The 18,803-nt window shown below is 63.6% G+C and carries 21 protein-coding genes; 16 read left to right on the plus strand and 5 right to left on the minus strand.

Annotated features, from left to right (window positions below):
• Window positions 1-403: 403 nt before the first annotated feature.
• Genes gspE through ACYCFC_RS17730 form a run of 9 tightly spaced genes read left to right on the plus strand, consistent with a single transcriptional unit; the run spans window position 404 to window position 8,029 of the window.
• Window positions 404-2,014: a type II secretion system ATPase GspE gene (gspE, locus tag ACYCFC_RS17690; RefSeq protein WP_459652423.1), complete on the plus strand. Its 1,611-nt coding sequence runs from the start codon at window positions 404-406 to the stop codon at window positions 2,012-2,014.
• 53 nt (window positions 2,015-2,067) lie between these two features.
• Window positions 2,068-3,282, plus strand: a complete 1,215-nt coding sequence (xcpS, locus tag ACYCFC_RS17695; protein ID WP_181083348.1) for a GspF family T2SS innner membrane protein variant XcpS — start codon at window positions 2,068-2,070, stop codon at window positions 3,280-3,282.
• On the plus strand, window positions 3,282-3,722 hold the full coding sequence (gspG, locus tag ACYCFC_RS17700; protein ID WP_459652424.1) for a type II secretion system major pseudopilin GspG: 441 nt from the start codon (window positions 3,282-3,284) through the stop codon (window positions 3,720-3,722). The genes xcpS and gspG overlap by 1 nt, the downstream gene beginning before the upstream one ends.
• A 3-nt stretch (window positions 3,723-3,725) precedes the next feature.
• Window positions 3,726-4,298, plus strand: a complete 573-nt coding sequence (gspH, locus tag ACYCFC_RS17705; protein WP_459652425.1) for a type II secretion system minor pseudopilin GspH — start codon at window positions 3,726-3,728, stop codon at window positions 4,296-4,298.
• Window positions 4,295-4,684 (plus strand): type II secretion system minor pseudopilin GspI, encoded by a 390-nt coding sequence (gene gspI / locus ACYCFC_RS17710; RefSeq protein ID WP_459652426.1) that lies wholly within the window; start codon window positions 4,295-4,297, stop codon window positions 4,682-4,684. The genes gspH and gspI overlap by 4 nt, the downstream gene beginning before the upstream one ends.
• A complete protein-coding gene (gene gspJ / locus ACYCFC_RS17715; RefSeq protein ID WP_459652427.1) occupies window positions 4,684-5,388 on the plus strand; it encodes a type II secretion system minor pseudopilin GspJ in 705 nt (234 codons plus the stop codon). Before gspI ends, gspJ begins: the two co-directional genes overlap by 1 nt.
• Window positions 5,385-6,359, plus strand: a complete 975-nt coding sequence (gene gspK / locus ACYCFC_RS17720) for a type II secretion system minor pseudopilin GspK (protein ID WP_181083221.1) — start codon at window positions 5,385-5,387, stop codon at window positions 6,357-6,359. The genes gspJ and gspK overlap by 4 nt, the downstream gene beginning before the upstream one ends.
• Window positions 6,360-6,362: 3 nt before the next feature.
• Window positions 6,363-7,505 carry a type II secretion system protein GspL gene (gspL, locus tag ACYCFC_RS17725; protein WP_459652428.1) on the plus strand — a complete coding sequence of 381 codons (1,143 nt, stop codon included), beginning with the start codon at window positions 6,363-6,365 and terminating at the stop codon, window positions 7,503-7,505.
• On the plus strand, window positions 7,502-8,029 hold the full coding sequence (locus ACYCFC_RS17730; protein WP_459652429.1) for a type II secretion system protein M: 528 nt from the start codon (window positions 7,502-7,504) through the stop codon (window positions 8,027-8,029). Before gspL ends, ACYCFC_RS17730 begins: the two co-directional genes overlap by 4 nt.
• A 108-nt stretch (window positions 8,030-8,137) precedes the next feature.
• On the opposite strand, the gene ACYCFC_RS17735 is transcribed toward ACYCFC_RS17730, so the two are convergent.
• Window positions 8,138-9,541 carry an aminoacyl-tRNA deacylase and HDOD domain-containing protein gene (locus ACYCFC_RS17735; protein WP_459652430.1) on the minus strand — a complete coding sequence of 468 codons (1,404 nt, stop codon included), beginning with the start codon at window positions 9,539-9,541 and terminating at the stop codon, window positions 8,138-8,140.
• Between the two features lie 244 nt (window positions 9,542-9,785).
• Between ACYCFC_RS17735 and mntA the strand changes: the two genes are divergently transcribed.
• The 5 genes from mntA to ACYCFC_RS17760 all read left to right on the plus strand — a co-directional run bounded on the left by mntA (window position 9,786) and on the right by ACYCFC_RS17760 (window position 12,474).
• On the plus strand, window positions 9,786-10,181 hold the full coding sequence (mntA, locus tag ACYCFC_RS17740; RefSeq protein WP_459652431.1) for a type VII toxin-antitoxin system MntA family adenylyltransferase antitoxin: 396 nt from the start codon (window positions 9,786-9,788) through the stop codon (window positions 10,179-10,181).
• Window positions 10,171-10,596: a type VII toxin-antitoxin system HepT family RNase toxin gene (gene hepT / locus ACYCFC_RS17745; RefSeq protein ID WP_459652432.1), complete on the plus strand. Its 426-nt coding sequence runs from the start codon at window positions 10,171-10,173 to the stop codon at window positions 10,594-10,596. Before mntA ends, hepT begins: the two co-directional genes overlap by 11 nt.
• Before the next feature lie 27 nt (window positions 10,597-10,623).
• A complete protein-coding gene (locus ACYCFC_RS17750; protein ID WP_459652433.1) occupies window positions 10,624-11,049 on the plus strand; it encodes a hypothetical protein in 426 nt (141 codons plus the stop codon).
• 469 nt (window positions 11,050-11,518) lie between these two features.
• A complete protein-coding gene (locus ACYCFC_RS17755) occupies window positions 11,519-11,917 on the plus strand; it encodes a PhzF family phenazine biosynthesis protein (RefSeq protein ID WP_459652434.1) in 399 nt (132 codons plus the stop codon).
• A 140-nt stretch (window positions 11,918-12,057) separates the two neighbouring features.
• On the plus strand, window positions 12,058-12,474 hold the full coding sequence (locus ACYCFC_RS17760; protein ID WP_459652435.1) for a hypothetical protein: 417 nt from the start codon (window positions 12,058-12,060) through the stop codon (window positions 12,472-12,474).
• 320 nt (window positions 12,475-12,794) lie between these two features.
• Here ACYCFC_RS17760 and ACYCFC_RS17765 read toward each other — a convergent pair whose 3' ends face one another.
• From ACYCFC_RS17765 to ACYCFC_RS17780, 4 genes are all read right to left on the minus strand, one after another.
• Complete coding sequence (locus ACYCFC_RS17765; protein ID WP_181083226.1) at window positions 12,795-13,112, minus strand: CcdB family protein; 318 nt, start codon at window positions 13,110-13,112, stop codon at window positions 12,795-12,797.
• Window positions 13,112-13,357: a type II toxin-antitoxin system CcdA family antitoxin gene (locus ACYCFC_RS17770; RefSeq protein WP_181083227.1), complete on the minus strand. Its 246-nt coding sequence runs from the start codon at window positions 13,355-13,357 to the stop codon at window positions 13,112-13,114. The genes ACYCFC_RS17765 and ACYCFC_RS17770 overlap by 1 nt, the downstream gene beginning before the upstream one ends.
• 82 nt (window positions 13,358-13,439) lie before the next feature.
• Complete coding sequence (gene recG / locus ACYCFC_RS17775) at window positions 13,440-15,512, minus strand: ATP-dependent DNA helicase RecG (protein WP_459652436.1); 2,073 nt, start codon at window positions 15,510-15,512, stop codon at window positions 13,440-13,442.
• A 4-nt stretch (window positions 15,513-15,516) separates the two neighbouring features.
• The gene (locus ACYCFC_RS17780; RefSeq protein ID WP_181083229.1) at window positions 15,517-16,437 is read right to left on the minus strand and encodes a hydrogen peroxide-inducible genes activator; all 921 of its coding nucleotides are present in this window, start codon (window positions 16,435-16,437) and stop codon (window positions 15,517-15,519) included.
• A gap of 139 nt (window positions 16,438-16,576) precedes the next feature.
• Here ACYCFC_RS17780 and ACYCFC_RS17785 point away from each other — a divergent pair, with 139 nt between their 5' ends.
• The gene (locus tag ACYCFC_RS17785) at window positions 16,577-17,437 is read left to right on the plus strand and encodes an NAD-dependent epimerase/dehydratase family protein (RefSeq protein WP_459652437.1); all 861 of its coding nucleotides are present in this window, start codon (window positions 16,577-16,579) and stop codon (window positions 17,435-17,437) included.
• 140 nt (window positions 17,438-17,577) lie between these two features.
• On the plus strand, window positions 17,578-18,750 hold the full coding sequence (locus ACYCFC_RS17790) for a zinc-dependent alcohol dehydrogenase (RefSeq protein ID WP_181083231.1): 1,173 nt from the start codon (window positions 17,578-17,580) through the stop codon (window positions 18,748-18,750).
• The last annotated feature ends 53 nt before the right edge of the window (window positions 18,751-18,803 follow it).

The following is an 18,803-nucleotide window of genomic DNA, read 5'->3' on the forward strand; positions in this document are numbered from 1 at the left end:
ACCGGTCGCGGCGGCGCATTCTGCAAGGGCTGAAAAAATCAAACAACTGTTTTAATCAGAACTGGAGGTGTTTTTACATTCAGAATCTGACCGAAAGCATGGCTATCGGTCCTGAAAGCTCCGGCGACTTCGGGCTTCAACGAGCCAGTCAAATGAGCGCTGAAATGACTGCGGGCCGGTCATAAATGGCGCGCCGTAGCATGAAGGGCGAGCCATGTGCCCGGTATTCGCCTGGAGCGCTGTTCACTACCGACCTTGGTGCCGGTTCTGCCGGTGGCTTCGACTACCGAATGTAAAAAAGGGTCAAAACCGCGAATGCCATCCAATCCTTGTAGTCCAAAGCCATTGACGCCGCCGGCTTGAGCGCCAGCGAACTTCGACTGTCTGCCTGGGGATGGCAACCATGGCCGAGATGCACCTGAACGAAAGACTTCCAGTGCCGGATGAACCGGTACGCCGGCGCCTGCCTTTCGCCTTTGCCCGGCGCCACGGCGTGATTGTGCTGGAGCCTGACGGCGAGCCGCGTCTGGGCCTGCGCGAGGGCACGGCTCTGACCGCCGTGCAGGAGGCGCAGCGCGTGGTGGGTGGGCCGTTGCCGGTGCAGTGGCTGGCCCAGCCCGAGTTCGATGAGGCGCTGGGCGCCGCCTATCAGCATGATTCCTCGGTGGCGATGCAGATGGTCGAAGGGCTGGGCGAGGACATGGACCTGCACAGCCTGGCCGACCAGATCGAGCAGACCGAGGACCTGCTGGAGCAGGAAGATGATGCGCCGATCATCCGCCTGATCAACGCGCTGCTGGGCGAGGCGATCAAGGAAAACGCCTCGGATATCCATGTCGAAACCTTCGAGAAGCGCCTGATCATTCGCTTTCGCGTCGATGGCATCCTGCGCGAGGTGGTGCAGCCCAAACGCGAACTGGCGGCGCTGCTGGTGTCACGGATCAAGGTCATGGCGCGGCTGGACATCGCCGAAAAGCGTATCCCCCAGGATGGCCGGATTTCCCTGCGGGTTGGTGGCCGCGAGGTGGATATTCGTGTGTCCACACTGCCGTCGGCCAACGGCGAACGGGTGGTGCTGCGCCTGCTCGACAAGCAGGCCGGGCGCCTGACCCTGCAGCACCTGGGCATGAGCGAGCGCGACCGCCGGCGCATGGAGCAGGCGGTAAAGAGGCCCCACGGCATCATTCTGGTCACCGGCCCCACCGGCTCGGGCAAGACCACCACGCTCTACGCCAGCCTGACCACGCTCAACGACCGCACACGCAACATCCTCACCGTCGAGGACCCCATCGAATACAACCTCGAAGGCATCGGCCAGACCCAGGTCAACACCAAGGTCGACATGACCTTCGCCCGCGGCCTGCGCGCCATCCTGCGGCAGGACCCGGACGTGGTGATGGTCGGCGAGATCCGCGACCAGGAAACCGCCGATATGGCCGTGCAGGCCTCGCTGACCGGCCACCTGGTGCTGTCCACGCTGCACACCAACAGCGCCATCGGCGCGGTCACGCGGCTGGTGGACATGGGTGTCGAGCCGTTCCTGATCTCCTCCTCGCTGCTCGGCGTACTGGCCCAGCGTCTGGTGCGGGTGCTCTGCGACGACTGCAAACGCGCCTATGTCGCTGATGAAGCCGAATGCGCGCTGTTCGGCCTCGACCCCAGTCAGGCGCCGACGCTGTATCACGCCGAAGGTTGCGACGTCTGCCGTCAGCTGGGCTATCGCGGGCGTACCGGTATTTACGAGTTGGTGCTGTTCGACGACAGCCTGCGCAGCATGATCCACACCCGCGCCACCGAACAGGAGATGGTCCGCCACGCCCGCGAGCTTGGCCCGAGCATTCGCGACGACGGCTTGCGCAAGGTGCGTGAAGGGGTGACCACCATCGAGGAAGTGTTGCGCGTCACCAGCGAGGATCGTCGCGCCGGACAAGGCGATCGCCGCCAGGGTGGCGATAGGCGCCAGAGCAGCGACCGCCGTGGCCAGTTCCATGACCGCAGGGCCACGGACCGATGAGCGTGCGCCATGGTCGGGCCACAACACGTCCATGCCTGACGGGAACCTGAATGATGGCCGCCTTTGAATACGTCGCGCTGGATGCGCGTGGTCGCCAGCACAGGGGTCTGATCGAGGCGGACAGCCCGCGCCAGGCCCGCCAGCTGCTGCGCGACAAGCAATGGTCGCCGCTGGAGGTCAAGCAGGCGCGCTCCAGAGAGGACAGCGGTACGGGCGGCTTCAGCTTCGGGCGAGGCTTGTCGGCGCGCGACCTGGCGCTGGTCACCCGCCAGCTGGCGACCCTGGTGCAGGCCGCGCTGCCCATCGAGGAAGCCTTGCGTGCCGCGGCGGCGCAGGCCAGCTCGCAGCGGATCAAGTCGATGCTGCTGGCGGTGCGCGCACGGGTGATGGAAGGCCACAGCCTGGCCGCCGCCCTGCGTGAATACCCCTCGGCCTTTCCCGAGCTGTATCGCGCCACCGTGGCCGCTGGCGAGCACGCCGGGCACCTCGGCCTGGTGCTCGACCAACTGGCCGACTACACCGACCAGCGCCAGCAGTCGCGACAGAAGATCCAGCTGGCGTTGCTCTACCCGGTGATCCTGCTGGTGGCTTCGCTGGCCATCGTGGTGCTGTTGCTCGGTTACGTGGTACCGGACGTGGTCAAGGTGTTCGTCAATACCGGCCAGGAACTGCCAGCGCTGACCACCGGCCTGATCGCCACCAGCGAGGCGGTGCAGCGCTGGGGCTGGCTGATGCTGCTGGGCATCGTCGGCGCGGGCATCGCCATGCGTCTGGCCCTGCGCGACCCGAACATCAAACGTCGCTGGCACGCCTTCATCCTGCGCATTCCACTGGTCGGACGGCTGGCGCGGGCGACCAACACCGCGCGCTTTGCCTCGACCTTGGCGATTCTCACCCGTAGCGGTGTGCCGCTGGTGGATGCGCTGGGCATCGCCGCCGCGGTGATCGGCAATCTGCGCATCCGCGAGCGTGTGGTCGAAGCGGCGCAGCGCGTGCGCGAGGGCGGCAGCCTGACCCGTGCGCTGGAAGCCACCGGCGAGTTTCCGCCGATGATGCTGCACATGATCGCCAGCGGCGAGAAATCCGGCGAGCTCGACCAGATGCTGGCGCGTACCGCACGCAACCAGGAGAACGACCTGGCCGCGCAGATTTCGCTGCTGGTCGGGCTGTTCGAGCCGTTCATGCTGGTGTTCATGGGAGCCGTGGTGCTGGTCATCGTACTGGCCATCCTGCTGCCGATTCTTTCTCTCAACCAACTGGTGGGGTAATGCTTATGAAGTCGAACGAACGCAAACAGAGGGGCTTCACCCTTATCGAAATCATGGTGGTGGTGGTCATCCTTGGCATTCTCGCCGCGCTGGTGGTGCCGCAGGTGATGAACCGCCCGGATCAGGCCAAGGTCACCGTGGCCAAGGGCGATATCAAAGCCATCGCCGCCGCGCTGGACATGTACAAGCTGGACAATTTCGCCTACCCCAGCACCCAGCAGGGCCTCAATGCGTTGGTGGAAAAGCCTGGCGGCAGCCCGCAACCGAGGAACTGGAACCGCGACGGCTACCTCAAGCGCGTGCCCAAGGACCCCTGGGGCAACGACTACCAGTACCTGTCGCCGGGCACCCAGGGCCAGTTCGATCTCTACTCGCTGGGCGCCGATGGCAAGCAGGGCGGAAGCGACCTGAACGCGGATATCGGCAACTGGGATCTTTGATCCATGACGCGGACGCGATGCGCCGGCTTCACCCTGGTCGAACTGCTGGTGGTGATCGTCATCCTCGGCGGACTGGTGGGCCTGGCGATGCTGACCACGGGCAGCTCCAGTTCGTCCCGTGAAGTCCGCGATGAAGCGCAGCAGCTGGCGAACCTGCTCGGCCTGATGGTCGATGAAGCGGTGCTCGACAGCCGTGAATATGGGCTGTTGTTCGAGGAGCGCGGCTATCGCGTCCTGTACTACGACGAAGCCGGTAGCCGCTGGCTTGAGGCTGACAGACGCCAGGCGCACAGAGTGCCGGAATGGATGCGCCTGGAACTGGAACTCGATGGCACACCGCTGCGGCTGACGGCTCCGGTCAGACGTGCGGACGACCGCGCCGGCCTGTCCCGTGAGGGCGACCGCGAGCGGCGCAGCACGCCCCGCCTGGAGCCGCAGGTGCTGCTGCTTTCCAGCGGCGAGCTGTCGCCTTTTACCCTGCGTTTCGTCGATTCGCGAGCGGTGGGCGGTGGCTGGCAGGTCTCCAGTGACGGTTTGCGCATGCCCCGTGCCGAACCGCTGGAAACCTCCCGATGAAGCAGACGCGCGGCTTCACCCTGCTCGAAGTGCTGGTGGCGCTGGCGATTTTCGCCCTGGTCGCCGCCGTGGTGCTGACCGCCGCGGGCCGCAGTGTGGCCAACGCGGGCCGGCTGGAAACCCTGACTCTGGCTGGCTGGATCGCCGACAACCGTCTGACCGAGTTGCAGTTGCAGCGTCCGCCGCCCGGCATCGGGCGCGAGGAGCGGGCGCTGGCGTTCGGCGGTCGTCAATGGCAGACGCTCAGCACAGTGGAAGCCAGCGGCACGCCGGGGTTGCTGCGGGTCACCGTCTGGGTTGCGGCTGGCGAATCATCCGGCGACCGCGGGCCGATAGCCGAGCGCGCAGTGACCCACCTCAGCGGCTTTATCGGGACGACCTTCTGATGCGTCGCGCCGGGGCGGGCTTCACCCTGCTGGAGCTGCTGATTGCCATCGCCCTGTTCGCCCTGCTGGGGCTCGGCACCTACCGCATGCTCGAAGCGGTGCTGCGCAGCGATGAGGTGGTGCGTATTCAGGAAGCGCAGCTGCGCCAGCTCGGACGAGCCCTCTGGAGCCTGGAGCGTGACCTGATCCAGGCTGTACCGCGCCCGATCCGTGACGGGTACGGCGACGAGCAGAATGCCTTTCTCGGCCAGCTCGCCGGCCTTGACGAGGGCGTCGCCTTCGAGCTGACCCGCAACGGCTGGCGCAACCCCACCGGGCTGCGCCGGGCCAATTTGCAGCGGGTGCGCTGGCGTCTCGCGGGAGACAGTCTGGAGCGTCTTTACTGGGTGGTGCTCGACCGCGACGTGGACAGCCAGCCGCGCGTGCAGCGGGTGCTGGATGAGGTTTCCGCGTTGCGCCTGCGTTATCTGGACAGCGAAAGCGGCTGGCACGAGGAATGGCCGCCCTTCGAGTTTGGTCGCAGCGACCCGGAGCAACAGGCGCGGCGCCTGCCCGCCGCCGTCGAGGTCTCGTTCGAGCACCCGCGTTTCGGCAGCATCAGCCGCTTGCTGCGTCTGCCTGAAAGCGCGCCGCCGTTGCCGGAATTCAGCACGCCAGACGATTCACAGACCGAGCCTCCAGCGCCACAGGAGCAGCCGCAATGAAGGCCCAGCGCGGCGTCGCGTTGATCACCGTGTTGCTGGTGGTGGCCATTGTCACCGTGGTTTGCGCCAGCATGATTGCGCGCCAGCAGCTGTCCATTCGTGTCACCAGCAACCAGCTGCAGGCGCGGCAGGCCTGGCACTACGCGCTGGGCGGCGAGGCGCTGGCGCAGTCGGTCCTGCGCCGCGATGCCCAGGCCACGGGCAATGGCGGACAGCCGCCGGTGGACCATCTGCTCGAAGCCTGGGCGCAGCCGCAACCGGCCTACGATCTGGACGAAGGGCAGGGCCAGGTGCAGGTTCGCATCGAGGATTTGAGCGGTCGCTTCAACCTCAACAGCCTGGTGCAGGACGACCAGCCCAACGAGGCCGCACAGGCGCAGTTCCGCCGCCTGTTGCTGCGCCTGGAAATCACCGAGCCCTACGCCGAGCGTCTGGTCGATTGGCTCGACAGTGACCAGCAGCCGACCGGCGAAACGGGCGCCGAGGACAACGCCTACCTGCTGCTCGACCCGCCCTATCGCACGGCGGGCCGGCGCCTGGATGACCTTTCCGAGCTGCGTCTGCTGCTGGGCATGCGCGACGAGGATTTCCAGCGCCTGGCGCCCCATGTCAGCGTACTGCCGGCGGGTACCCCGCTGAACGTCAACACCGCCAGTGCGCTGGTGCTGTCCAGCCTGGCCGACAACCTCGGCACGGGGGCTGCCGAAGCCCTGGTGCAGGCGCGTCGCAGCGGTGGTTTTCGCGATGTGGCGACCTTTATGGCGCAACCGGCGTTTGCCGCTGTCCAACTGCAGAATCCCCGCGTGGCGGTGACCAGCCAGTACTTCCAGGCCACCAGCGAGGTGCGTCTGGGCGACCGTCGTCTGGCGCTGGTAAGCCTGTTGCGGCGCGATGCCGACGGCGCGGTTCGTGTGCTGCAACGCAATCTGGGACAGCCGCCGAGGCTGCCTCTTCAATCAGGAGATCAATAGCCGATGGCCAGCCTGTTCCTGCCCGCCGATTGTGGCGTCCGCCTCGATGCCGAGACGCAGGCGTACTGGCTGCCCCGCGAAAGCGCGGCGGGCTGGATGACGCTGGCGGAGATCGCCAGGCAGGCGCCGGCTGCGCTGACGCTGGTGCTGCCGGTGGAGCGCTGCAGCTGTTTTGCGGTCAGCCTGCCGACGCGCAAGGCCCGCTGGATCGCTCAGGCGTTGGCCTACGCGGTGGAAGAACTGCTGGCGGAAAACGTCGATGAGCTGCACCTTACCCACGGCGATGCGTTGGAAGATGGTCGCTTGCGGGTCATCGCCATCCGCCGCCAATTGCTGGCCGACTGGCTGGCGGACCTGCAGGCGCTGGGGCTGAACATCGTCGCCATTCACGTGGATGCCGATCTGCTGCCGCGCGACGGCAGCCAGGTGCTGTTCATCGGCAGGCGCGCGCTGCTGGGTGGCAGTCCCGAGGCACGGCTGGTGTTCGACAGCGAGCGCTGGCCGGAACTGGCGCCTCACTGTCCCGCGCCACGGCATGGACACGGCACTCTGAAGCACTCGCCCGAGCTTCTGGATGACTACCGGCAGCTGGACGACCCCTATCGCTTTCTCGCCTCTGGTCGCGCCAGCGCGCTGGACCTGGCCCAGGGCGAGTTCGCCGTGCACAACGCCAGCGGCGGGTTGGCCCGATGGAGGCCGGTGGCGGTGGTGCTGGCCCTGGTGCTGGTGGTGCAGCTGGCATTCAACCTGATCCAGGCCTGGTCGCTGGAACGTCAGGGCGATCACTATGCCGAAGCCAGTCGCGCGCTCTATACCGAGCTGTTCCCCGAGGACCTGCGCATCGTCAACCTGCGCGCGCAGTTCGACGCTCATATCGGCCAGAGTGCCGGTCATTCCGCTGAATTCATGCGCTTGCTCGATGAAGTGGCGCTGGCTATTGGCGAGGGCATGCCGGTGACCATCGACCAGCTGGATTACAGCCAGGCCCGGGGCGACCTGGCCTTGCAGGTCCGCGCCAGTGATTTTGCGGCGCTGGAGCAGTTGCGCCTGCGTCTGGGTCAGAGCGGACAGCCGGTTCAGCTGGGTTCGGCCAGCCGCGATGGCGCAGCGGTCAGCGCCCGCATCGTGATAGGAGGGCAGGGATGAAGTTGGGACACCGGATGCGCGCGGGGCTGATGCAGTCTCCGCTGTGGCTGCGCTGGCAGGCCTTGCAGCCGCGTGAGCGGCTGTCGCTGGGGCTGCTGGTGGCATTTCTGGTGGTCACGCTTTTCTACCTGCTGCTCTGGCAGCCGGCGCAGCAGCGGGTGCGCGAGGCACGCGACTACTTCGTGCAGGAGCGCGAACTGCATGGCTATCTGGAGCAGAACACCGAGCTGGCCCGGCAGATGTCGCGCAGCAACCCGGTCATCCTGGCGCCCGAACAGTTGCAGGGGCTGGTGACGGCAACGGCGCAACAGCACGGCCTGACTATCGAAAGCTTCGATGGCGGTGGCGACGGCAGCCTGCAGGTGACGCTGCCCGGTGTGGCCCATGGCGCATTGCTGCGCTGGTTCGACGAGTTGCAGGCCGCCGGCGCGAGCCTGACCGAGGTCAGCCTTGGCCGGGCCGGAGAGGGGCGGGTGAATGCGCGTGCGAGCTTTCGCGCCGGTGGCCATGAGCCAGGCGGTTGAAAAAGCCATGTCTGATGGAAGGGTAGACCCCTGTAGGAGCGGGCCATGCCCGCGAAGCTTTGCGCGCTGAATATTCGCGGGCATGGCCCGCTCCTACGGATGCACCAATCAGTGAGCCGGACCGAACTGCAGCGCCAGGGCTCGCAGGGCAGCTTCAGCATCGAGCACCTTGTTCACCACTTCATTGGCTTTCTCGCGAGTCAGGCTGAGGCGTTCGAAAAGCGTCTGGGGAATTTCGCTGTAGGGTCCCGAGCCGATGCCGCGATTGTGCAGCAGGCGTACCGCCAGACAGACCAGGTTGGCGTGACCGGCATGAGCGCCCTGGTAGTCCGGGTCATGCTGGAAACGCAGCGCGGTCGTAAGTTCCTCAGGCATGCCCCAGTAACGCATCAGCCAGGCGCCGATCTGTTCGCGGGTAATGCCCAGCAAGTGCTGCTCGATCAGGCTGTGATGCAGGTGCGGGTTGACTTCAAGGTGGCGGCAGATCAGCGAAAAATGTGGCGGAAAGACGTGCGCCAGTACCAGATAGCCGAAGTTGTGCAGCAGCCCGGCCAAGTAGCTGATGCCGGCTTCCGGGCGTTCGGTGCGGGGAATGGCGCGATTCAGGCCGTCGATCACCGCCGCGGTGTAGATCGCCTGCTGCCAGTACGGCGTTGCCTGCTGCGGCTGGTCGTTGGGCAGGCTCAGCGTCTTGCCCAGCGCCAGACCCAGTGCCAGATTGATCACCAGATCGAACCCCAGCACGCGAACGATGGCGTCCTCCACCGAGCGGATCTTGCCTGGGGCCGCGTAATAGGGCGATGCCGCCCAGCTGACCACCTGTGCAGCCAGCGCCGGATCGGTTTCCACCACGCCGGTGATGTCGTCCACCGTGGCGTCCGGATTGACCCTCAGCTTGATGATCTTCTGCGCGGTCTGCGCCAGCGGCGGAATCTCGATGGTTTTTTCCAGGCGTTGCTGGATACGCCGCGCGGTAAAGCTCTGCACCGCCTGGGTGATTTCGGCACGGTCGTCATCGGGACGGTCGAGGTTGGGCCGAATGCCGCTCAGAGGGACGGCGAAGCGCCCGGCGCTGGCTTTGCTCAGCAGGGTCTTGAAGTCCTTGCTGGCCATCGCCAGCAGCAATCCCGGTTGGCCGCAGTCGAGCAGCAGTTCCGGTTGCTGCAACAGGCATTCCTGATAGAGGCAGGGTGAGCTGGTAAGCGGCGGCAGGCCGGGCAGCACCTGCAGATCATGCCGCGACAGCATGCGCTCCAGCCGCTCGGGCTTGACCGCCGACAGCTGCCGTCCGGTCAGCTCCGTCAGGCGCGACAGATCCAGCAGGTGGTCGCGCGGATAGAGCACAAGCAGCGCACCGACGGCATCATCGAGCAGAACCGCCTGGACCCGCCGCGCCGGATTCAGGCCGGGCTCATCGACCAGGGTCCGGTAACCCAGGCCGAGGTTGTCCATCAGCTTTGCGATCAAAAGAGGCAGAACGGGAGTGGGCGTGTTATCGACAGCAGTGTTCATGGGCAGGTCCGAAAACAGTATGTGCCGCAGTATAGCGAAGCCGGCCCGGATGACAGCCGCAACGACAGACGGTTGTCGCACTTGTCCGTAATCTTGGCTCTGTCGCAGCGGATTCAGGGACAGGTAGCAGGACAGACATTCTTCTGCCCATACCGGAAAAATGCTTTCATACCGGCAACAGCCGCCGGGCCGGCGTAGTGCGTGGCAGCCGTCGCGGTGCAAATCAGGGTAAGGAGAGTGCAGCATGAAGCGTGCGGCTATTTTGCAGGCCCTGCAGGAACAGGTGCCGAACCTGCTGGCGGTATACGCCTTCGGCAGCCGTATTCAGGGCACCGCTCGCCCCGACAGTGATCTGGACCTTGCCGTGCTGGTAGCCGGTTACGCCGATCCGCTGGCCCTCTGGAATCTGTCTGGCGATCTGGCCGACATTGCCGACTGCCCGGTCGATCTGCTCGACCTGCGTGTCGCCAGCACCGTCATGCAGTACCAGATCATCACCACCGGCGAGCGCTGGTGGGCCAAGGATGCCCAGGCCGCCTTCTATGAAGTCGCCGTGCTTAGCGAAAAAACCGCACTGGACAGCGCCCGCGCCGGGTTACTGGCCGATATTGGCAGGGAGGGTAGCGTGTATGGCCGATGACGTACTGATCAACAAGGCGGCGACCATCGAACGCTGCGTCAGGCGTGCCCGCGAGGAATACCAGCGAGGTCCCGACAGCTTCGCCAGCGACTACACCCGTCAGGACGCCGCCATCCTCAATATCCAGCGCGCCTGCGAAGCCGCGCTGGACATGGGCCAGCACCTGATCCGTCGCGAACGCCTGGGCATCCCGCAAAGCGCCCGCGACGTCTTCACCCTGCTTGCCCAGGCAGGATGGATCGATCCCACACTGGCCGACGCCCTCAAACGCATGGTCGGCTTTCGCAATATCGCCGTCCATGACTATCAGGCCCTGCAACTGCCGATCACGGTGGCCATCATCCAGAAGCATCTGGTCGAGTTTCTGGATTACAGCCAGGCGTTGTTGTTGAGGGATGCGCGGGGTGAAGGGTAGATTTATTGTTCCAGCTAGAGGTGCCAGATGGTAAACAATCCGACCCGTTTGAATGCTCCTGCCAGTGAAAGCCCTATGCTGGCAGACACTCAAAAACCGATTACTTTCCGAAATACAACCGCTGCCCCTGAGCCACATGGCAGTTTTGCCTCTGCCCTGCAGCAGGCACAAAGCGTGCAGCCAGCTCAAAGTGTAGCGGTTACGGACACGCAGGTTGCCAATTCTCTACAGCCAGAAAAAGCCTCGCACAATGTCGTCGAAGAGTTCATGGCCTATATGCAGATGTCGTCAGCCGAGAAAATCCGCCATCGTATTCTCCAGAGCATGGATCTGACGGAGGAGGACCTGGAAAACATGTCTCCAGAAGAGCGCAATAAGATCGAGCAGATCATTACCGAGCAAATCAGGAAAGAAACCGAATTACAGGTAGAAAAGCAACTGGCGGATGAATAAGACAGCAGCTTTTCAATTCTTTGCTCTTGAGCACTCATCTGCGTAAGAACAGCAGGGGAATCTGCCAGCACCGGAAAGCCAGTTACGCTGCCACACCTTGGTGTTCAGGATCCATGATCTCTGCTAGCACTTGAACTTCTATTTCCGATACGGGATGGATGTGTCGACTTTGATAGACTTTAAAAGGGCATAGTAACAATGTGAAATTATCGTTATTCGCAAGTTAATATTTTTTCGTTAATCCTCTTGGCGCCAACCTGTCGGAAACCACCTTCTTAAGCCGACGCATCCGGAATGCAGATTCCTGGAGGCGAGTTGCCGTTCGCAGGGCACCTACATTGGGCTCTTGTCATGCCTGGCTCTTGGCAGGCGAGTCATCCGGCCATCCAGATCGTTTCGTGCAGCAATGTGCTGTAGGCCTGGTAAATATCAGGAAAGAAGAGGAACGGCTCGAATTTGCGGCTCATCCTTGATTCGTTCAGGTCCCATCGACGAGGATGACGTTAAAAGGATTGCCGGTGCGCTTGGTTTGTCGGTTTCTGAAATACTGCATCATCAATGGGTCGACAACGGCCACGGGATGGTGGCTGTAATGTTTGAATCGGCTGAAAAAGTGCTTTCGATCAAGCTCGACTGGCTAGCTCTTTCACCATTCAACCTCGGCGTCTTTGGTCTCCAACATGCTGGCAGTGAAACCACTGTCGAGGTCCGCGCATTTATAGGCAGAGAAGGGTATGAAGACCCGGCAACCGGAAGTTTGAATGCGAGCTTGGCACAATGTTTGATTGCTGCTAGCTTGCTACATTCGCCGTATATTGCTGCGCAAGGTACAGCCCTGCAACATTCTGGGTGTATTGATCTGCACTAGTCTTCAGAGAACATCTAGGTGGGAGGTGATGTTTTAGACGTCATTGGTAAAATCAATAACTGATCGTTGCTTTTATTAATTGTTTGTTGCCGTCCTGTGCAGAAATAACAGCAGCTAAGGCAACGCCAAGGAGTAGCAAGATGCTTGAGTCGGTAGTACAGGAAGAAGAAAGCGGATGCGGAATTGCCGCCGTTGCCAATATCCTTGGCAAGCCGTATGCGGAAATGAAAGCCATAGCCAATGCCATGAGTATATATGCCTCCGATAAATCCTTGTGGTCAGACACCCAATATGTTCGACGCCTGCTTTCCAGCGCGGGTATGGCAACATCCCCGGACGAAGTACCGTTTGAGTCCTGGGATGCGTTGCCCGAATTGGCGTTGTTGCCCATCAAGCATCATCGGGAAGAAGGTAAAGATTTCTGGCACTGGGTTGTATTCAGGCGTGTCGATGGCCGGCCTTTCGTTCTGGATTCGGCCAGCTATCTGCCTTCCAATATCCGCGAGGATTTCCACGTCATGCAGCCGCGCTGGTTCATTGAGGTCAGGAAAGCCTGACAAGACGTAGTTGTCGTCGCTGTCAGCAGCCTATGATTTTCTCGCCAAGCCAGTTGCGCTTACACACCTTGGTGTTCAGAGGTCTCAAAAACAATAGGGGACAGACCAGAATGGCACTGAACTTAGTGAGTTTGGCTGCGGCGCAGTGAATAAGCGCCTTCCCACGCCCTCGTCATTCTCGACGCAAGCCGGGAATCCACTGACACGGAGTGCAACCTGAACCCTGGATCCCGTCTTGCGCTGAAGGTGACGGTGCGGGAAAAGGTGCAAAAGGTCTTAAGTAAGTGTGCCATTTGGGTCAGGCCACGATTAGCTGGTTCTCAAATCCCGGTGATGAGCAGATCGAGAGCGGCGATGATTTCGTCACGCTTTGATGTCAGGTCGGCAACAGTGGCGCCGAGAATTTTATTCGGAACCCCGGCGAGTTGCGGGGTCAGCATGACGTACTGCCTGCCATCGATTTCAAAGATGGGTGTCAGGGTCTTGAGTGTCTTGCCTTTCATGGCGTTGGCGGGGAGCAGGGGTACTACGATCCGTGTTGCCAGATCATCGAGCAGATCGCTCTGGACGTTGAGCAGATAGGGTATGGCAGTCTTGGTATCCGGATTGGTGTTTCCGTGTACGGAGAATTGTGCCATCAGAAACTCCGAAGCCCGTCGCTGAACACGCCATGCTGCTCCACATGCTCGTTATAAACCTCAATCGCGGCCTTGTTGTCGGCCAACCACTGGGTTTTCTGTTTTTCTCGGAGCGTACTTGCCAAGGCCTGCTCCAGAGTAGCGGAGAGGTTGATGTTCATTTCCCTGGCCTTGTTGAGCAGATCGCCGTTAACGCTCAGGTTCGCGGGCCGCTTGGCAGCTTGGGTATCGTAGATCGGTTGCATGGCGGGCTCTCTCTGGCACCTTTATGCGCATAATATATGCGCATAAAAAGCTACGGGCCAGTGCGCTGCGATTTATCCTGGATCACACCTGCCCATACTGCTGCCCATGCCGCAGCCAGCGTTCCAGCAGCGGGCTGACGTGCTGCGGCCAGTGGGCGAGAAGCTCCTGGGCGGCGTCGCGCACGGACGGCAGCAGGTCGGCATCGCGCATCAGGTCGGCCACCTTGAACTGCAGCAGGCCGGTCTGGCGCGTGCCGAGCATTTCGCCGGGGCCGCGCAGTTCCAGGTCCTTTTCGGCGATGACGAAGCCGTCGTTGGTGTCGCGCATGATCGCCAGGCGCTGGCGTCCGATCTGCGACAGCGGCGGATGGTAGAGCAGCACGCAGTGGCTGGCGGTGCTGCCGCGCCCGACCCGCCCGCGCAGCTGGTGTAGCTGGGCCAGGCCCAGGCGCTCGGGGTTTTCGATGATCATCAGGCTGGCGTTGGGCACATCCACACCGACTTCGATCACTGTGGTGGCGACCAGCAGTTGCAACCGGCCTTCCTTGAATTCGAGCATTATCGCGGCCTTTTCGGCGGGTTTCATTCGGCCATGGATCAACCCGACGTTGAGTCCGCCCAGCGCCGCCGAAAGGTCCTCGAAAGTGGTTTCGGCGGCCTGGCAGGTGAGTTCTTCCGATTCCTCGATCAACGTGCAGACCCAGTAGGCCTGGCGCCCTTCGTTGCAGGCGGCGCGCACCCGCTCGATGACTTCCAGGCGGCGGCTGTCGGCGATCACTAGGGTGTTGACCGGCGTGCGCCCCGGCGGCAGTTCGTCGAGGATCGAGGTGTCCAGGTCGGCATAGGCGCTCATCGCCAGGGTGCGCGGGATGGGCGTGGCGGTCATGATCAGCTGGTGCGGGCACAGCCGGCCGTCGATGCCCTTCTGCCGCAGCGCCAGGCGCTGCTGCACGCCGAAGCGGTGCTGTTCGTCGATGATCACCAGCGCCAGGCGCTTGAACACCACTTCATCCTGGAACAGCGCGTGGGTGCCGACCACCATCGGGCAGCCGCCGGCGATGCGTTCCAGCGCGGCGGCGCGGGCCTTGCCCTTGAGCTTGCCGGCCAGCCAGGCGACTTCGATGCCCAAAGGTTCCAGCCATTTGCAGAAAGTGATGAAGTGCTGCTCGGCGAGAATCTCGGTGGGCGCCATCAGTGCCACCTGGTAGCCGGCTTCCAGCGCCTGCAAGGCGGCCAGCGCGGCGACCACCGTCTTGCCGGCGCCCACGTCGCCCTGCACCAGACGCAGCATCGGCTCGGGCTGGGACAGGTCGTAGGCGATCTCGGCGCCGACCCGCTGTTGCGCGCCGGTGGGCTGGAAGCCGAGGTTGAGCAGATAGCGCTGCGGCAGCGTGCGGGCGAGCGGCAGCTGCGGCGCCTGTTGCGCGCGCACGCTTTCGCGCAGGCGTTGCAGCGACAGCTGATGGGTCAGCAGTTCCTCGAAGGCCAGGCGGTGCTGCGCCCAGTGACGGCCTTCGGCGAGTTCTTCCAGATCGGCGTCCGGCGGCGGGCGGTGCAGGTAGCGGATCGCCTCGTCCAGCGCGCCCAGGCGGTAATCGCGGGCCAGCTCCGGCGGCAGCCAGTCCGGCAGGCTGTGCGGGCCGAGGCGGGCCAGGGCCTGTTCGCTGAGGTTGCGCAGGCGCTGCTGGGTCAGGCCTTCGGTGGTGGGGTAGATGGGCGTCAGGGTTTGCTCGACCGGCGCGGCTTCGCTGGTCAGGGCGCGGTATTCGGGGTGGTAGATTTCCAGCCCCGAGGCGCCGGGGCGGGCTTCGCCGTAACAGCGCAGCTGGGTGCCGCGCTTCATGGCGTCCTTCTGTGCGTTGCTGAAGTGATAAAAGCGCAGGCTGAGGGTGCCGCTGCCATCCTGCAGGCGCACCAGCAGGCTGCGGCGACGACCCATGAGGATGTCGGCACCTACCACCACGCCTTCGATCACCGCATCCTGGCCGGGGCGCAGCGCACCGATGGGCACCACCCGGGTGCGGTCCTGATAGCGCAGCGGCAGGTGGAACAGCACATCCTGCAGGGTTTCCAGGCCAACCCTGGCGAGCTTTTCGGCCAGCGCCGCGCCGACGCCCTTGAGCGCAGTTACCGGAACCGCCGCCAGCTCGCTCATGATTTCAGGCTTTCGCCGCTGGCGGCTTGCCTACCGAACACAGGCGGATGGAGTCAGCCAGTATCTCGATGGCCTTGGGCCGCGGGAAGCTGGCACGCCAGGCAATGGCCACGGTACGGAACGGGACCGGTGGGGTCAGCGGGCGGATATCCAGCACGCCGGGCGAATAGTGGTGACTCTCCACTGCCGACAGCGGCAGGATCGACACACCCAGCCCTGAAGCGACCATGTGGCGAATGGTTTCCAGTGACGAGGACTCGACGGTGGTGTGGCTCGGTGCCTCGCCCTTGCGTGTGGTCGGGCAGGCCTCCAGGACCTGATCGCGGAAGCAGTGGCCTTCACCGAGCAGCAGCAGGCTCTTGTCGTTGAGCATCTCGCTGTCGATGGTTTCCTTCGCGGTCCAGGGATGCCCGGCTGGCATCAGTACGTAGAAAGGTTCGTCGTAGAGCGGCTTGGTCAATACGTCGGCTTCCTGGAAGGGCAGCGCGATGATGATCGCATCCAGCTCACCGGTGCGCAATTTGTCGCGCAGCACGTGGGTGAAGTTCTCTTCGATGTACAGCGGCATGTCCGGCGCCACGCGATGCAGCTGCGGGATCAGGTGCGGGAACATGTAGGGTCCGACGGTATAGATGGCGCCGACCTTGAGCGGCGCGGCCAGCTGGTTCTTGCCGACCTGTGCCAGCTCGCGGATGCTCTGCGCCTGCTCCAGCACCTTCTGCGCCTGGGTGACGATGCCTTCGCCCACCGGCGTCAGGCGCACCGCGCTCTTGGTGCGCTCGAAGATCAATACGCCGAGTTCGTCTTCGAGCTTCTTCACGCCCACCGACAATGTCGGCTGGCTGACATGGCAACGCTCGGCGGCGCGGCCAAAATGCTGTTCCTGGGCGAGCGTGACGATATAGCGCAGTTCGGTCAGTGTCATAGCGAGCATCCATCAGAGTGCCGGTTAGCATAGCCTTTGCTCGTGGATGAACCAACTGGCAGCGGCACCTTGTTTTGCGCGGGATAACCCCGTGCAGCGTACACTGCGACAGGCAAAACCCTGTTGATGGAGCAACCTGATGAACACGCGTCCTTCGGTAATGATCGCCGGCTGCGGCGATGTGGGCAGCCGCCTTGGCCTGCTCTTGAGCCGGATCGGCTGGACCGTCTATGGCCTGCGCCGTAAGGCGGCGGGATTACCGGTACCGATTCTGCCGGTGGCGGGTGATTTGCTGTCCAGCCAGCGCCCGCGCAGCTGGCCGAACGGCGAGTTGTCCTATCTGGTGTATGCCGCATCCGCCAGTCAGCATGACGAACCCGGCTATCGCCAGGCCTATGTCGAGGGGCTGCGCCATGTATTGGGCTGGCTGGAGCAACGTGGCCAGAAGCCGAAGCGTCTGTTGTTCCTTTCCAGCACGGGTGTCTATGGGCAGGACCAGGGTGAGTGGATCGACGAGCGCTCGCCTACCGAACCCAAAGGCTTCACCGGCCAGGTGATGCTGGAGGCCGAACAGCTGGCCCTGAACAGCGGCCTGCCGACCACTCTGGTGCGCATGGCCGGACTCTACGATCCGTCGCGGCCCTGGCTGCAGAACCAGATACGCGCCGGGCTGCGGGTCGAGCGCGAGCCGCCGCAGTACAGCAACCGCATCCACCGCAACGATGCCGCGGGATTGCTGGCCTTTCTGCTGCAGGCGGACCTGCGCGGCGCCGCGCTGGAGGATTGCTATCTGGGCGTGGACGACGACCCGGCACCGCTGCACGAGGTGGTTGACTGGTTGCGTGAGCGGCTGGGCGTGACGCACTGGGCCGAGCAGCCGCTGACCCGCCGCGCCGGCAGCAAGCGCTGCAGCAATGCCCGCGCCAGGGCGCTGGGCTGGGCGCCGAAGTATCCCGGCTATCGCGATGGCTATGGCCCGGTGGGGCAGGATCGACGCTGAGGCGCATGCAGCCCGTCGGCAATCGGCAACTATGGCGTGGCGCTGCTTACTAAAAAACAGCGCCGACCGGCAGAGGAGCAGCGAGGCAAAAGGGAAAGACACCAGGCGGCGTTTCCGGACATCCGACCAGGAGATTTCCCATGAGAGCGCTTCGCTGGCACGGCAAGCACGACATCCGCTGCGACAACCACGTACCCGACCCCTCCATCGAAGACCCGCGCGACGCCATCATCAAGGTCAGCTCCTGCGCGATCTGCGGTTCCGATCTGCACCTGTACGACGGCTTCATGCCCGGCATGAAGCACGGCGACATCATGGGCCACGAGTTCATGGGTGAAGTGATGGAGGTCGGCTCGGCGAACAAGAAACTCAAGGTCGGCGACCGCGTGGTGGTGCCCTTCACCATCGTCTGCGGCGAATGCGAGCAGTGCCGGCGCGGCAATTTCTCGGTGTGCGAGCGCAGCAACCGCAACAAGGACATCGCCGACAAGGTCTTCGGCCATACCACTGCCGGCCTCTTCGGCTACACCCACCTCACTGGCGGTTACGCCGGCGGCCAGGCCGAATACGTCCGCGTGCCCTATGCCGATGTCGGCCCGGTGGTGATTCCCGAAGGGCTGACCGACGAGCAGGTGCTGTTCCTCGGCGACATCCTCCCCACCGGCTGGCAGGCCGCGGCGCAGTGCGATATCCAGCCCACCGACACGGTGGCGATCTGGGGTGCGGGGCCGGTGGGCCAGTTCGCCATCCGCAGCGCGGTGATGATGGGCGCCGGGCAGGTGGTGTGCATCGACAACGTGCCCGAGCGGCTGTCCATGGCCCGCGCCGGCGGCGCCATCACCATCAATTTCGACGAGGAAAGCGTGCTCGAACGCCTGGCCGAACTGACCCGCGGCAAAGGCCCCGAGAAGTGCATCGACTCGGTAGGTATGGAGGCGCACGCGGCGCGCTCCATCGACTCCATGTACGACCGCGCCAAGCAGGCGCTGATGCTCGAATCGGACCGTCCCCATGTGTTGCGCGAGATGATCTACGTCTGTCGCCCGGCAGGCATCCTCTCCATTCCCGGCGTCTACGGCGGGTTGATCGACAAGGTCCCGTTCGGCGCGGCGATGAACAAGGGCCTGACCTTCCGCATGGGCCAGACCCACGTCAACCGCTGGACCGACGACCTGCTCAAGCGCATCCAGGAAGGACAGATCGACCCGACCTTCGTCATCACCCACAGCGTCAGCCTCGAACAGGGGCCGGAGATGTACAAGACCTTCCGCGACAAGCATGACGGCTGCATCAAGGTCGTTCTCAAACCCTGAACAGGCCCAGTGAACACTGCCGCGCTCGGTCATGCTGCGTTGTCTGACCTTCG

Source organism: Stutzerimonas sp. NM35 (assembly GCF_054604355.1).